Origin of the sequence: Psychrobacter sp. APC 3279 (assembly GCF_030407795.1) — a bacterium.
GTDB lineage: Bacteria > Pseudomonadota > Gammaproteobacteria > Pseudomonadales > Moraxellaceae > Psychrobacter.
Map to the genome: position 1 here is coordinate 61,088 of NZ_JASDCR010000002.1, position 14,759 is coordinate 75,846.

At 44.4% G+C, this 14,759-nt stretch carries 13 protein-coding genes; 9 read left to right on the forward strand and 4 right to left on the reverse strand.

Going from position 1 to position 14,759, the window contains the following annotated elements:
* Nucleotides 1–124 precede the first annotated feature (124 nt).
* The 4 genes from gltS to QL898_RS01215 all read right to left on the reverse strand — a co-directional run bounded on the left by gltS (nucleotide 125) and on the right by QL898_RS01215 (nucleotide 4,161).
* Nucleotides 125–1,399, reverse strand: a complete 1,275-nt coding sequence (gene gltS / locus QL898_RS01200) for a sodium/glutamate symporter (protein WP_057758303.1) — start codon at nucleotides 1,397–1,399, stop codon at nucleotides 125–127.
* Nucleotides 1,400–1,537: 138 nt separating this feature from the next.
* Nucleotides 1,538–1,987, reverse strand: coding sequence for a barstar family protein (locus QL898_RS01205; RefSeq protein WP_290175514.1), 450 nt, complete (start codon nucleotides 1,985–1,987; stop codon nucleotides 1,538–1,540).
* A 1-nt stretch (nucleotide 1,988) separates the two neighbouring features.
* Nucleotides 1,989–2,738, reverse strand: a complete 750-nt coding sequence (locus QL898_RS01210) for a ribonuclease domain-containing protein (protein WP_290175515.1) — start codon at nucleotides 2,736–2,738, stop codon at nucleotides 1,989–1,991.
* 121 nt (nucleotides 2,739–2,859) lie between these two features.
* On the reverse strand, nucleotides 2,860–4,161 hold the full coding sequence (locus QL898_RS01215) for a glutamate-5-semialdehyde dehydrogenase (protein ID WP_290175517.1): 1,302 nt from the start codon (nucleotides 4,159–4,161) through the stop codon (nucleotides 2,860–2,862).
* A 431-nt stretch (nucleotides 4,162–4,592) separates the two neighbouring features.
* Between QL898_RS01215 and QL898_RS01220 the strand changes: the two genes are divergently transcribed.
* The 9 genes from QL898_RS01220 to QL898_RS01260 all read left to right on the forward strand — a co-directional run bounded on the left by QL898_RS01220 (nucleotide 4,593) and on the right by QL898_RS01260 (nucleotide 14,649).
* Entirely contained in the window at nucleotides 4,593–4,898 is a 306-nt protein-coding gene (locus QL898_RS01220) for a hypothetical protein (RefSeq protein WP_179799076.1), read from the forward strand.
* A 348-nt stretch (nucleotides 4,899–5,246) separates the two neighbouring features.
* Nucleotides 5,247–6,044: an ATP-binding cassette domain-containing protein gene (locus QL898_RS01225; RefSeq protein ID WP_057758311.1), complete on the forward strand. Its 798-nt coding sequence runs from the start codon at nucleotides 5,247–5,249 to the stop codon at nucleotides 6,042–6,044.
* Nucleotides 6,045–6,374: 330 nt separating this feature from the next.
* Nucleotides 6,375–7,175, forward strand: coding sequence for a transporter substrate-binding domain-containing protein (locus QL898_RS01230; protein ID WP_290175518.1), 801 nt, complete (start codon nucleotides 6,375–6,377; stop codon nucleotides 7,173–7,175).
* A gap of 152 nt (nucleotides 7,176–7,327) precedes the next feature.
* Nucleotides 7,328–8,224 carry a transporter substrate-binding domain-containing protein gene (locus QL898_RS01235; RefSeq protein WP_290175519.1) on the forward strand — a complete coding sequence of 299 codons (897 nt, stop codon included), beginning with the start codon at nucleotides 7,328–7,330 and terminating at the stop codon, nucleotides 8,222–8,224.
* 72 nt (nucleotides 8,225–8,296) lie between these two features.
* On the forward strand, nucleotides 8,297–9,244 hold the full coding sequence (locus QL898_RS01240; RefSeq protein ID WP_290175520.1) for an ABC transporter substrate-binding protein: 948 nt from the start codon (nucleotides 8,297–8,299) through the stop codon (nucleotides 9,242–9,244).
* Between the two features lie 608 nt (nucleotides 9,245–9,852).
* A complete protein-coding gene (locus QL898_RS01245) occupies nucleotides 9,853–10,587 on the forward strand; it encodes an ABC transporter permease subunit (protein ID WP_290175521.1) in 735 nt (244 codons plus the stop codon).
* A gap of 12 nt (nucleotides 10,588–10,599) precedes the next feature.
* A complete protein-coding gene (locus tag QL898_RS01250) occupies nucleotides 10,600–11,325 on the forward strand; it encodes an ABC transporter permease (protein WP_101205569.1) in 726 nt (241 codons plus the stop codon).
* Nucleotides 11,326–11,419: 94 nt separating this feature from the next.
* On the forward strand, nucleotides 11,420–12,136 hold the full coding sequence (locus tag QL898_RS01255) for a fumarylacetoacetate hydrolase family protein (protein WP_290175522.1): 717 nt from the start codon (nucleotides 11,420–11,422) through the stop codon (nucleotides 12,134–12,136).
* Between the two features lie 296 nt (nucleotides 12,137–12,432).
* Nucleotides 12,433–14,649: a PhoX family phosphatase gene (locus tag QL898_RS01260; RefSeq protein WP_290175523.1), complete on the forward strand. Its 2,217-nt coding sequence runs from the start codon at nucleotides 12,433–12,435 to the stop codon at nucleotides 14,647–14,649.
* Nucleotides 14,650–14,759: the final 110 nt, after the last annotated feature.

Sequence of the window (14,759 nt, forward strand, 5' to 3'; positions counted from 1 at the left end):
GAACACTCTATTATAACTTGATAATTAAAAAAGCCCGCCAAGATGAGTCTTGGCGGGCTTTTTGATGGATAGTATTTGTTATTTGCTAGATATCTATTAAGTTCTGATCTGTGACAGTACCAGCTTACATAAACGGCAACTTCGTAAAAATTTGCAAGATCGTGGCATTAACGATATCAACAAAGAACGCACCTACCATTGGCACAATCAAGAATGCTTTAGGCGAAGGTAGGTAGCGATCAGTGACTGCCTGCATGTTCGCAATCGCTGTCGGTGTCGCACCCATACCAAAACCACAATGCCCCGCTGATAATACAGCCGCGTCGTAGTCTTTACCCATAATTTTAAAGGTAATCAGGTAAACGTAGATAATCATAATGATGGTCTGTACGACCAATATGACTAGTACAGGGCCTGCCAAATCGGTCAATTGCCAAAGTTTTAAAGACAACAATGCCATCGCCAAAAATAGGCTTAAAGACGCATTACCAAGTACATCAATCGAGCGGTCAAACATATCAAAATTGAAGACCATCGTTAGCACATTGCGAATGATGACGCCACCTGCCAGTGCCCAGACGAAAGTAGGCAACTCAAACCATGTACCTTCAGCAACGATGGCCATCACATCGGCAAAAGCCAAAGCACCTGCGAATAGTGCCAAGGTTTCGATAGTAGAAGAAGCGGTAATAAAGCGCATGCTATCAGGTCTTTCAAAGATATCTTTATTACTACCTGCAGACTCTTCATCGTGTTTGGTGCTATATAACGACTGTGCACCAGCAACTTTTTCGATATCGCTCGGATCAGGGTTGGCTGGCGTTGGTTTTAGTCCAAGTCGGTTAATCAAGCGACGGGCAACAGGACCACCAACGATACCACCCGCGACCAAACCATAAGTAGCAACCGCAATACCAAGCGTCGTCGCACCGACCACGCCATAGTCTTGTTCTAACGTAATACCCCAAGCGCCTGCTGTACCATGACCACCAGTTAGAGCGATAGAACCTGTCACTAAACCAAGCAAAGGATCAAGTCCTAACGCACTTGCCATGGCCACACCAACGACGTCCTGCAATACAATAAACACTGAAACAACGATAGTAAAAATTAGTAATGGTGTGCCGCCTGCTTTTAGCCTACTGAAATCAGCACTCAGACCGATGGAGGCAAAGAACATCAACATGGTGGCGGTCTGTAGTCCTTGATGAAAGTTAAAACTATATCCCCAAACCATATTGAGAGCATAGACAACAATCGCCGCGACCAAACCACCAGCAACTGGTTCTGGAATATTAAAGTCCTCTAAAAACTTGACTCGTCGCACCAAAAACCGCCCAAGTAGCAGTACTAGGGTGGCCAATATCAGGGTGTAATAACCGTTTAAGGTAATCTCCATAGGTTAATCCTTTCTATAAAATAAATTAACCTGAATTCGGGATAAATATGGCTTTATCTCGAATTCAGGTTTCTATGATGACGAATAATTATCGGTGACTATCGGCGGTCAAGCTTGCAATATATAGGCTTTTAATGACTAATTTTCTAACGCATAAGCTTCATCCTCAGATGGCACGATGACCCACAATTGTGGTTTGCCAAATTCTCTAAAGGCATCCTCAATGATGCTTTTAAAGACATTGAAGTCCTCAGTGTTTATTCTTTTAACGTCTGTCAAATCCAGCCTTAAATGAATTACTTTACTGTCTGTTAGACAATCCCATGCACTGTCCCAGTTGTGTGAAAAATAACTGGGGAAGTCACAGGCCTTGGCCAAACTCGTCAATAGCTCAGTTTTTTCGAGCGTGTCACCGACGGCTATAGTAACAGCCTGCGCAGGAATGCTAGTACCCAGTGCTGTACCGTTTTGGTTAATGTGGTCTTGATTAATATGGTTTTGATTAACGTAGTGGATTGCTTGGTGCATACTTTTTCGATTCATATCGGCTTTGTCCGTATTCGCTTGTTTCATATCAGCTCGTTTCATATTAAGGCACCTGTAGTCTTTGGAAGCTATCATAGTGATCGACAGTTAAGTAATAGACAGTAGGCGGGTTACCACCTGTGACGATACGCCGTGCGCCGCGATGAGAGACACCAGGGGTGGGTACGGTATATTCACGGTAGTAGCCTTGTGACTGGGCGGGTAGTCTGCCTTCACGATTATAAAACGTCGTGCCATCTTTATTTGGATACGGAAACGGGCCGCCTTGCTGAATAAGCGCAATCGTATTATCGACCTGTGCATCACCTGTTATACCAGCACTGGCAACTTGGCTCGTATTATTTACGTCCTGCGATACCGTTGTCGACTCGATGTTATCAGCAAGCAATGTCGAATTTAAATCGCCAAAGAAATAAAAAGCGACAGCGATGATAGCGATAAGGCTAAATAGCGTAGAGCTTAAGCTTCTTTTATTGGGTCTGCTGTTTTGATTGCTACGATTTGAGTTACGAGTGCTGTGATGGCTATTTCTATTAGCGTTAGTAGGTGTATAGCTTGGAACATCTGATGCAGTATCTTGGTCAAGGCTCAACGAAGATGAGGTCACTTCAGTGGCTCTCAATTGGTTTTTGTCGTTACGGGCACTGTTAAAGTAGACACTTTGACCAACCGTTATAGGTTTCGCCAGTCTTGCTTTGCTTATATGAAAGAACACATCTTCACTTTGATTGTCTACATCGATAAAGCCATAGCCTTTATCTTCGTTCCAGTGCTTAATCTTGCCACTTTGCATGGTCGTACCGCTCCCTATAATTTAAATGCTTTGACTAAAATATTTATGATTTAAACGAAGAAACGCCAGCATAATTGCTGACGTTTCTGATTACTCGTTTTGATAGTCGATGCTAGTATGATTAAGCACGAGTTTCGCCATGACCATAAACAATCCATTTCTGTGAAGTCAGACCTTCGAGACCGACAGGGCCGCGCGCATGGATTTTGTCCGTTGAAATACCGATTTCAGCACCGAGACCGTATTCAAAACCATCAGCAAAACGGCTAGAGGCGTTAATCATTACGCTGGCCGAGTCCACTTCACGGATGAAGCGCTGCGACTTGGTATAGTTGTCAGTGATGATGACATCAGTATGATGACTGCCGTGCGTATTGATATGTTCAATCGCCTCATCAATACCTGAGACCACTTTTACCGCTAGGATAGGAGCTAAATATTCAGTATCCCAATCCTCAGAAGTGGCCGCTGATAGATGACCTTCAAGCTTAGCGTTTTCATTTAGGATAGCTTGTGATTTGTCATCAAGGCGTAGTTGCATTGCGTCATCAGCCGCGACGATAGCTTCAGTAATTTTAGGCAATAGCTCATTAGCGACTGCTTCATCGACCAGTAGCGTCTCCATCGTATTACAAGTGCCGTAGCGATGTGTTTTGGCATTGACACTGACCTTAATCGCAATCTCAGGATCCGCATCACTATCAATAAAGGTATGGCAATTACCGTCTAAATGCTTAATTACAGGTACTTTGGCATCGTTGCTGATACGTGCAATCAAACCTTTACCACCACGTGGCACGATGACATCGACATATTCAGTCATGGTAATTAGCTCACCAACGGCTGCACGATCGGTCGTCTGTAGCACTTGCACGCTATGTTCCGATAGATCAGTATGGCTAAGACCTTTAATGATGCATTTGGCAATGGCTTGGTTAGACTCAAAGGCTTCAGAACCACCGCGCAAGATAATAGCATTGCCTGACTTGAGTGCCAGTGAGGCAGCCTCTAAGGTTACGTTAGGACGCGACTCATAAATCATACCGACTACGCCAAGTGGCACCCGCATTTTGCCCAAATGAATACCCGATGGCTGATAGGTCATATCAGTGACTTCACCGATTGGGTCAGGAAGGCCAGCGACGTCTTTAAGACCTTGTAGCATACCGTTAAATCGTGCTTCGTTTAGCTCCAAGCGGTCGAGGAGTGCGCTATCAAGATTGTTTTTTTGACCGTTGTCCATATCGATTTTATTGGCAGCCAAGATGTCTTGTTTGGCATTGACCAGCTCATCATGAATGGCTAAGAGTGCTGAATTTTTATCGCCAGTGTTGGCAGCAGCCAGCGCGCGAGAAGCAGCTCGTGCTTGCTTGCCGACAGACTGCATATAGGTCGTAATATCCGTAGTATTCGATTGACTCATAAATTATTTTCCTTATGTGATACAGGTTTTTTATAACTAAAAGCGCCCAATTTTATATAGGTAAAAGTACCTAAAAAGGCGAAAAATGTCGCAAAAAAAGAAGTTTTGAATGCCTACTTAGATAGTGATAGGTCATTATGCTATTTAACATAGAGCAGATTGAGACGATAGTAAAGATGATTTTGTGAACAGAATCCGCTTTGTAGCGCTCTTGTAGGGGCTTATTTAAAGTAATATTGCTGATGCTAAGCGGTGTTTATTTAAAATAAGCGCGTTATCAGTACTACACTATATCTTTACGTGTTTTTAACAGAATTGCGCTGTAAATACTAAGGTAGCTGCGAGATATCCTCAATATAGTAAGCATTAAAACAGCAAGGCTATCAGTAGATAGTACTTAATCTTATTATGATGAGTGATGGAGAACGAACATGGCTACGAAAAATACAACTTATAAAAATTGGTTAACGGTTGGCTTGGTAGCAGGTGCTTTGGCATTAGGTGCTTGTAGCAAAAAAGACGACACACCGATGGAAACTGAAGCTGATACTACTGTAGACGCTCAAACCTCTGTAGAAGAAAGTGCAACAGCGAGCGACAATGACGATGTGGCCGTTGCTAGTGCCGATGATGAAGGTATGGACGTTACCAATAACGATGATGTGGCAGTGGCGACAGCAGAAGATGCGGATATGATGGACGGTACTGAAGACTCAGAGCATGTATCGACGTACTAATCGCATATTATAGAATGGATTAACTACATATTAAATGTACTAAGCACATACTATAAATAGGCAGTTATCAGATAACACAACGTCTCGTATTCTAAAGTGATAAAATAAAGCCCAGAGCGATAAATGCAGTCTGGGCTTTTTTGTATTCACGGTTTGTTAGAAGCTGATTAACCCGTTGGTTAAATACAATATTTGCCTTTTTACTGCGTAATAAGAGACAATATGGCATTTTTCTCTTTGCCTCATCAGGCATATTACGATAATGCATCTAGATGCTTGTACTATATATAGATATAGCTCTTATTTTATTCGTGTTTTCACTCATATTTATTGGAAGTCTGCTGAACCATGCTTGATACTGCAAAAAACCCGACTCGGCCTATCGCCCTAGACTTACAAGACATCCATAAAAGCTACGGCTCATTAGAGGTATTAAAAGGGGTTTCCCTGACTGCCTATGATGGCGATGTTATCTCTATTTTGGGCTCATCTGGCTCAGGTAAGTCGACGTTGCTGCGTTGTATTAATCTTCTAGAAAACCCCAATCATGGTCGTATCTTGATCGGTAACGAAGAGCTGATGCTAAAACCTGCCAAATCAGGTGAGCTACAAGCAGCAGACGTAAAGCAGCTAGAAAGCTTGCGCGCTCGCGTCGGGTTTGTCTTTCAGAACTTTAATCTGTGGCCGCATAAGACCATTCTACAAAACATCATCGAAGGGCCAACGCAGGTCTTAAAGATTAAAAAAGACCAAGCAATTAGCGATGCAGAAAAGCTGCTTGATAAAGTCGGCCTGCTCGATAAAAAAGATGCTTATCCTGCCAACTTATCTGGTGGTCAGCGTCAGCGTGTCGCAATCGCTCGTGCGCTTGCTATGCAGCCACAAGTCCTATTGTTTGATGAACCAACCTCTGCGCTAGATCCTGAACTGGTCAACGAAGTGCTTGCGGTAATGCGCGAGCTAGCAGAAGAGGGACGTACGATGCTTATCGTTACTCACGAAATGCGCTTTGCCCGTGAAGTATCAAGCAAAGTCGTCTTTTTACATCAAGGTGTGGTTGAAGAGATTGGCACACCTGAGCAAGTCTTTGATAACCCTACCTCTGAGCGTGTTAAAGACTTTATGGCATCACACCGTCCTACTTAGTTATTAGTTTTTTGCTTAATATCATGTCCAATACAAATGGTGGCAACGCTCTTGCCACCCTTCATCCTGCCAAACGTAAAATCACTGTAACGTAAACATTGTTGACTGTTTATTGCCCAATGATAACTATGAGTATGCAAAACGTTTGTTTTTGATATTTTACTCAGGTATTATCAAAAGGTTTATAGGCCGTCACGTCTTGTGGCTGTCTGTTATTCTGCTATCTATATTGCTTATCTGGCAGGGACGTCAGAGAACAAAATATCAGAACCCTAAGTCAGAAAATCCTGTCAAAAACTTATGTAAAACCCATCAGAATTTAAGGAACGTATGATGTCGAATTCTCGCCTATTGTGGTCATCGATGACCGTTACTGCTGCATTGATGTTGAGCGCTTGTAGCCAACCTGCCGATGAAACTACCGATACCAACGCTGACGCCCCTGCAGCAGAAACCACTGGTAAAACCATACGTATCGCTACCGAAGGCGCTTACCCTCCATTCAACTACACCAACGCTGACGGCAGCTTGGCAGGTTTCGATGTCGATGTTGCCAATGCGTTGTGTGATCAGATGCAAGCCAAGTGTGAAATCGTTGCACAGGATTGGGACGGCATTATCCCAGGCCTATTGGCACAAAAATACGATGCCGTGATCGCAGGTATGTCTATCACCGCTGAGCGTCAAGAAAAAGTTGATTTCAGCGAGCCGTACTTTGCCAATACAATGGTATGGCTAACCAACACGGATGGTGGTTTTGATCCTATGGCGATTAAAGACGCAACGCTTGGTGGTCAACGCTCTACTACGCCAGGTGCTTATCTACAAGATAACTATGAAGGCAAAGAAGGCAACACCGTTCAGTTATATGACAACTATGACAATGCCTATCTAGATCTAAAATCTGGTCGTAGCGATGCCGTATTGGCTGAAAAAGTTTCTGCCAAATCATGGTTAGCAGAAAATGCAGCGGGCTTCGGTATCGTTGGTGATGAAATTGATAACGATGACAATATTGCCATTGCTGTACGTAAAGGTGACTCACTCAAAGCTGACTTTGACAAAGCATTGAGCGAAATCCGTAGTAACGGTGAGCTTGCACGTCTTGAGCAGATGAACTTTGGTCAATAATGACTCACTGAAGATTTATGCTTATAACAAGTAACGTTTGATGCGAGTAATGCTTAAAACCAAGCATATTTCAAATAAACGGTGTTTATAAGCATAAATCAGCAAGCAGTGATTGACGATACAGCTGGTAAATATATTAAGGAATAAAACTTATGACAATTTCAATGACATCATCAATGAGTAAAAAAGCATTGTGGCTAGCACCGCTTAGCGCAGCGATGCTAATGCTGGCAGGTTGTAACAATAGCTCAGCACCAGCAGAAAATGCTGAAGCTGACACCGCTACTGAAGCACCTTTAAATATCAAAATTGCGACAGAATCAAGCTATAAGCCTTTCAGTTATACCGATGCAGATGGCAAACTGATTGGTTACGAGATTGAGCTAGTTGACGCATTATGTGCGCAAATGAAAGCTGAGTGTGAAGTCATCTCTCAAGATTGGGACGGTTTGATTCCAGGGCTTAACGCACAGAAATTTGATGCAGCTATCGCAGGTATGTCTATCACGCCTGAGCGTAAAGAAGTGGTTGATTTTAGCGACCCTTACTTCCATAGCGGTATCATCTTGATCGGCAAAAAGGGTGATGACTTAAGCGTTGAGTCGCTAACAGGTCTACCAATTGCCTCACAGCGCTCAACTGTTGCCTCGCAATACCTACAAGACGAGCATGCAGATGCTGATATCAAACTATACGATACGCAAGACAATGCTTATCTAGATCTAACCTCAGGCCGTGTGCGCGGTATGATGTCTGACAAAGTAACGGGTATCGACTGGTTAAAAACAGACGCAGGCAAAGGCTACGAAGTCAAAGGTGAAGAAATCAGCACCAATGATGATGCGATGGGTATTGCCTTCCGTAAAGGCGATCCGTTAGTTGCTAAGTTCAATGCGGCATTGGCTGAGCTAAAAGACAATGGCACCTATGATCAAATCACGGGTAGCTATTTTGGTACTAGCTCAACGGCTGCAGCACAAAAAGCGGTGGCAACAACTGATAGTGTCGAAGAAGTAATAGTTACTGAAGAAGAAGCACCAGCTAACTAATACGATATCTAGCAGTTTGACTGCTGTTGTTTGAAGACGTGTTGTTTACTCAAGAAAAAACCAAGGATGATCATGAGCAACCATTGTGCCCCAATCCATGCCACGACTGGCAAATCTAACATTAATGTAGCCAGTCGTCTGTCTATGTCATTGCTTGCACTAGCGACGGCCTTCACCGTTGCTGGCTGTAGCAATAGCCAAGAGAGTGCCGCTGATACCAATCTAGAGGCTACCGAAGCAACGGCAGCGTCTACAGGTGATGTATTGCGCATCGGTACAGAAGGGGCCTATGCGCCTTTTAACTATACCAATGCCGATGGGACACTGGGTGGTTTTGATGTTGAGATAGCAAATGCACTCTGTGCGGATATGCAGGTAACTTGTGAGATTGTGGCGCAGGACTGGGACGGTATTATCCCAGGTCTAAAAGCAGGTAAGTACGATGCAATCGTGGCCGCGATGTCTGTTACTCCAGAGCGTTCGCAGCAGGTGAGCTTTACCGATCCGTACTTTAGCAATGCCTTGGTTTTTTTAGCCAAAAAAGACAGCAGCTTTGACCCTAGTAACAACAGCGATATCGACTCGCATTCTATTGCTGCACAGCGTTCAACCATTTCATCGCAGTGGCTAGAAGACACGTATCCAAAAGCCAATATGAAGCTTTATGATACGTTGAGCAATGCGTTTTTGGATCTCGGTTCAAACCGTGTCGATGCGATGATTTCTGATAAGCTGCCTGCGATAGAATGGCTGAGCTCAAATGCTGGTAGCAAATATGCGCTCAAAGGTGATGAAATTGATATCAATGATAACTTTGCGATAGCAGTACGCCCAGGCGATCCGCTACAAGCAAAGATCAATCAGTCTCTTGCTAATATAAAAGCTAATGGTACTTACGATAAGATCAATCAAAAGTACTTTGCGGTGCCAGCGTCTGCAACGAGCACAGTTGATGAAGACGCAGATACGGATGCAGATGCAGACATTAGCGAGCAACCAGCGACAGAAAACGCTAGTTAATAGCTAACAGTAGTCAAAGATAGCAGTCAAAAAATATTGTTTTGATCAATAAAAGGATATCACCATCATGGTGATGTCCTTTTTTATTTGTCGTTATATCAACGAATATACATCGTAGCGGCCTACCAATTTTGCTCAAATTTAGTCGGCTGATTGTATGCCTCTAAAGGCAAGTGTCTGTTTAAGTACGGTTTAGGCGCAGCTTTTACGCGTCAGTATTAACATCACGGCGAGTGAATATGATAAAATCAGCGCTCATTTCTACTGTGTCAATTATCACAGCGTTAATCGTATTCTTCTGACGTCATTTTTTGATGCCGACCATCCCTATTGATTTGGTATAAAATACGGTGTTTCGCCGCGTTCAGCTATTGATGCTGATTCTTTTAACTCATATTTTGCTAGGGCGTGTCTTCATTTTAAAAATGGTAATAAAAATGAGATAAATTGCAGTCAAACAAGGAAAATAGCGCAAATAATATCGAGATATTAGTCAGCTATTTGACGCCGTTTGGCAAAATTTAGCCGTTTTTAAACCATTTAGATGTCTATCGATTGAATTGAAGACATGCCCTAATTGCTAATATAAAGAGACTGAGTGGATAATCGTGTTTGACTTACAAGGATTTGGCGCGCTTTTATTGAGCGGCGCTACCGTCACCATACAGCTAGCTGTGACCAGTTTAATCATTGGTCTGGCTTTAGGCTTGCTCGGCGCAACCGCAAAGATGTCCAATATCTGGTTGCTGCGTAAACTTGCGACTGTCTATACTGCGACGATGCGCGGTATTCCTGAGCTGCTATTGGTGCTCTTTATTTATTATGGCGGCTCTATCTTATTGATGAGCATCCTCAAAAAATTTGGCTATAACGACTATGTCGAGATTAGTGCTTTTTGGGGTGGTGTCATGGCGCTGTCTATTGCTTTTGGTGCGTATGCGACTGAGATTTTTCGCATGTCCATTCAAGAGATTCCAATAGGGCAGCGAGAGGCTGCGCAAGCGATTGGTATGCGTCCTTTTCAGACTTTTTATCGCATCACGTTGCCGCAAGTGTGGCAGATTGCTTTACCAGGTTTGGGAAATTTATTTCTGGTACTGCTCAAAGATACCGCATTGGTATCGGTCGTGGGTCTCAAGGACATCATGTATCAGTCATCGCGTGCGGCACAGTCTACACAGCAGCCGTTTACCTTTTATATGGCAGCAGCGATTATTTATTTGGGTCTGACCATGTTGATTACTGGCTTTATGATGTGGCTTGAGTGGCGCGCCAATCCTGCGGCACGCTATGCCAAAAAGATAAGCCGTCAATCCACTCACAGTCAATCGACCATAGGGTAGAGGAGAGATACTATGGATTGGAATTGGCAGGTCATTTTTGACCATATCCCTGATTTACTAGGCGGCGCGGTATTGACCGTACAGCTGGTCTTGTTTTCAGGTGTGATTGGATTGCTGTTTGGTTTGGTTTTGGCGTTGTTACGCCTGTCTAAGAACTGGGTGGTACAGATACTACCATTCCTGTATATCTTCTTTTTCCGTGGTACGCCGCTGCTGGTACAGATATTCCTAATTTATTACGGTTTAGGTCAGTTCGAGGCCGTACGCGAGTCGTTCTTATGGGAGCCGGTACTTAGCCAAGCATATTGGTGTGCCATTATTGCCTTTACCCTCAATACCAGTGCTTATCTAGCAGAGATTATACGCGGTGCGATTCAGACGATTCCGATTGGAGAGCTTGAGGCTGCTGATGCGCTTGGTATGTCTAAATGGCAAAAGCTAACACGGGTTACGCTGCCGCGCGCATTTGGTATTGTGATTCCAGCATACAGTAACGAAGTTATTTTTATGTTAAAAGGTAGTGCACTCGCTTCGACTATTGCATTGATGGATATCACAGGTGTTGCTCGTACGATCAGTGCGCGTACCTATACCTTGATGGAGCTATTCTTTGCCGCTGGTATCGTCTATCTATTGCTGTCGTGGGTTATCTTGTTTAGCTTTAGAATGTTCGAAAAGCGTATGAACCGTCATGCCAGTTATGTACCGCCAGATGTCGTGACCAACACGATTCCATAGTTAGCAACTAGCAACTAAAAGTCGTCAGAGTCACTGTAGACAATAGAGTATGGGCTGCTGATAGAATAGCCATCATTTACAGGGAGAGTTTAGTATGAGCCAATCGCCACACGAGTCATTAGCGAACGCCATTGCAGCTGGTGTCAATGCTGAGCAGGGCGCTATCAATCATAATGAAAGATTACGTGCTTCTATTGGTAAAGTCGTCTGTGTTGGTCGCAACTATGCGGCACATGCTGCAGAGTTGGGCAATGAAGTGCCAACCACGCCGATACTATTTATGAAACCTGCGTCTTCAGTGGTCTCTATCCGTGGTGATGTGGTTCGCCCAAGTCCAGAGCTGTTTGGCGAGACTCACTACGAGGCCGAGCTATGTATTCAGCTATCAGCTGATTTATCTATGGCGACGATTGAGCAAGCTCAGCAAGCGATTGGTGGCGTGACATTGGGGCTAGATTTGACCTTGCGTGATTTGCAAAGCAAGCTAAAAGAAAAAGGTCATCCGTGGGAGCGTGCTAAGTGTTTTGACGGAGCTTGCGTCCTTGCTGACTGGCTCGACCCACAAGCGTTTGGTAATCTGCAGAGTATACAGTATCAGTTATCTATCAATGATAAATTAACGCAAGATGGCGATAGTGCCTTAATGCTATTTCCTGTCTATGAATTACTGGTCAATATCAGTCATGCTTTTAGCTTGCAAGCAGGTGATGTGATTATGACTGGCACGCCAAGCGGCGTTGGTGTGTTGCACGCAGGCGATCAGCTTAAGCTAAAACTGGGTGCTCATGAGTGGGTATCACAGGTACAGTAACCTTTTTTGCAATAACAGACTTATATTAAAAACTCCAAGCAATTGCTTGGATTTTTTGCTTTTAAGCCTTTATATTTATTTTTTAACTTTGCTAACTGAAAAAAATGCTGACTATCTAATCATTCTATTTTTCAATCATCATCAGTACAGTCGATTGTCACCAGTTTGTCATCTATCCTTCAGCATATTGTCATAAGTCTTCAGTACACTTAAGCGGAATTCGTACTTTTGGGGTTGCAGTTGTAAAGCTGCGCGGAAATTTTTGCCAATCTAGCCTAATAGCAAGGTGACTGATAATGACATCATTGAATAACGAACGAACGCTTGCCCACGAAGTGGTTGAAGACTCAAATCCTACTGATAATATCGATTTTCAGACCATTATCAATCGCCGAATGAACCGCCGTAGTATCCTAAAGGGCGGTACAGGGTTGACGGCTGCTGCGTTTTTTGGCGCATTACCTTTGGTCGGTTGTAGTGAAGATAACGATAGCAGTATGGTTGGTAATGACGATAATGCCGCTATCCCTGCACAAGGTGATCTAAAGCGTCCTGATACCTTAAAGTTTGAGGCAGTCGCGCATTCAACAGCGGATGTTATGACGGTTGCCGCAGGCTACAAGGCAGAGATGATACTGCCTTTAGGTACCCCGCTTATGTCTGGTATCGAAGATTGGAAAGACAACCGTGAGCAGTCAGCGGAGTCGTTTGAGTGGCGTATGGGTGACAATCACGATGGTATGTGGTTTTTTGGCAAGCGAGGCAATGCCTACGATGTCAAAGCATCAGAAAATGGTCTGCTGGTCATGAACCATGAGTACGTCAATAGCAGTGAGCTCAGCCCATTCGGTTACTATGTGACTCAAGATAACGATGCTGCGCCTATTTTTCAAAACCGGCGTCTCGCGAGCGACGTCCGCCGTGAAGTCAACTGCCATGGGGTATCTGTGGTTGAGTTAACACGCCGCGCAGATGGTATGGGTTATGAGATGGTACCTGATTCAAAATACAATCGCCGTATCACCAGTAGTACAACAGCGCAATTGGCTGGCCCTGTGGCAGGTTCGGACTTAGTCAAAACCAAGTTTGATCCGACAGGCTATCAGACTCGCGGTATCAATAACAACTGCGGCGCAGGCCTGTCACCTTGGGGCACTTATCTGACCACAGAAGAGAACTTCTTGGGCGTATTTGCACGAGGGCAAGATGCCAGTCAACTAAGCGATGGCGAGAACTACGCTCGTGAGCGCTACGGCGCGACGGAGAATTTTCCGGGTTGGGAGTACTTATGGCATACCCCAGACGCTGCAGATGCCACAATCGCAGACGAGTTTTCGCGTTGGGATATGACTGCTGTGGGCATGAGTTCTACTGATGATTATCGCCATGCGTTCAATACCTTTGGTTATATCGCAGAGATCGATCCTTTTGACCAAAACTCTGTCCCAAAAAAGCGTACCGCAATGGGCCGATTCGCTCATGAAAACTGCGCGTATGCTCCTGTCGAGCAAGGTAAGCCAGTAGTTTTCTACATGGGTGATGACGCCCGAGGTGAGTACATTTATAAGTTTGTCTCCAAAGCGATGTGGTCAAACTCGGACATCGGCGGCGGACTAAAAGCAGGTGACAAATATCTGAATGACGGCACGCTATACGTGGCGGTATTTAACGAAGATGGTAGCGGTGAATGGAAAGCTCTCGTCCATGGTCAAAACGGACTGGATGCTTTCAATAGTGTACTGCCATTCAATGGGCAAGATGAGGTGTTGGTCTTCGCCCGTGCTGCTGCCGATGCTGCTGGTGCTACTAAGATGGATCGACCTGAATGGGTATCGGTCAGTCCTATGACGGGTGATGTCTATGTGACATTAACCAATAATAAATATCGCGGCGTACGTGACGACCAGCCTGTCTCAGCTTCCAATCCGCGTAGCTATCAATCAAGCGGAAAAGCGCTTGGTAATGACAATGGTCACATTATTCGCTGGGCAGAAGCGGGCGGCGACCATGCCGCAACGAGCTTTGAGTGGGACATTTATCTGTTTGGTGCGCCAAGTGACTTATCAGCAGAAAACTTATCTCAGCTAAATGACAATAATGACTTCTCTTCACCTGATGGGCTATATTTTGACCCACGCGGTGTCTTATGGATTCAGACAGATGACGGCGCTTATACTGATACCAGTAGCTGTATGTTGCTCGCGGCACTACCGGGTAAGGTCAGTGATGGATCGATGACGACCACATCGGCAGGGCAGTCGACCCGAGTCGGTACATCTGCCAGCAATGACAATATCAAACGATTCTTTGTCGGTCCTGAAGGATGCGAAGTAACAGGTATCACCATGGCGCCAGATTTCAAAACGCTGTTTATCAACATCCAGCATCCGGGCAACACATGGGGCGCTGTCGCTGGCGGTAGTATTCCTCGCTCAGCGACTGTGATGATTACTCGCGAGGATGGCGATGTCATTCTGGCAGAATCATTTGATACGGCTGACAGTACGACGTAGATGGATAAGCTGTAAGCGTATATTAGACACAACCAGAGTACTCATAACCATAAGAATCCCAAGCTAAGGCTTGGGATTTTTTATTATTATATTGATTTAATAGTTAAAGA

Bases quoted from the DNA above. Each gene is read 5' to 3' on its own strand.
- gltS (WP_057758303.1), bottom strand. From the start codon at position 1,399: ATGGAGATTACCTTAAACGGTTATTACACCCTGATATTGGCCACCCTA.
- QL898_RS01205 (WP_290175514.1), bottom strand. From the start codon at position 1,987: ATGAAACGAGCTGATATGAAACAAGCGAATACGGACAAAGCCGATATG.
- QL898_RS01210 (WP_290175515.1), bottom strand. From the start codon at position 2,738: ATGCAAAGTGGCAAGATTAAGCACTGGAACGAAGATAAAGGCTATGGC.
- QL898_RS01215 (WP_290175517.1), bottom strand. From the start codon at position 4,161: ATGAGTCAATCGAATACTACGGATATTACGACCTATATGCAGTCTGTC.
- QL898_RS01220 (WP_179799076.1), top strand. From the start codon at position 4,593: ATGGCTACGAAAAATACAACTTATAAAAATTGGTTAACGGTTGGCTTG.
- QL898_RS01225 (WP_057758311.1), top strand. From the start codon at position 5,247: ATGCTTGATACTGCAAAAAACCCGACTCGGCCTATCGCCCTAGACTTA.
- QL898_RS01230 (WP_290175518.1), top strand. From the start codon at position 6,375: ATGATGTCGAATTCTCGCCTATTGTGGTCATCGATGACCGTTACTGCT.
- QL898_RS01235 (WP_290175519.1), top strand. From the start codon at position 7,328: ATGACAATTTCAATGACATCATCAATGAGTAAAAAAGCATTGTGGCTA.
- QL898_RS01240 (WP_290175520.1), top strand. From the start codon at position 8,297: ATGAGCAACCATTGTGCCCCAATCCATGCCACGACTGGCAAATCTAAC.
- QL898_RS01250 (WP_101205569.1), top strand. From the start codon at position 10,600: ATGGATTGGAATTGGCAGGTCATTTTTGACCATATCCCTGATTTACTA.
- QL898_RS01255 (WP_290175522.1), top strand. From the start codon at position 11,420: ATGAGCCAATCGCCACACGAGTCATTAGCGAACGCCATTGCAGCTGGT.
- QL898_RS01260 (WP_290175523.1), top strand. From the start codon at position 12,433: ATGACATCATTGAATAACGAACGAACGCTTGCCCACGAAGTGGTTGAA.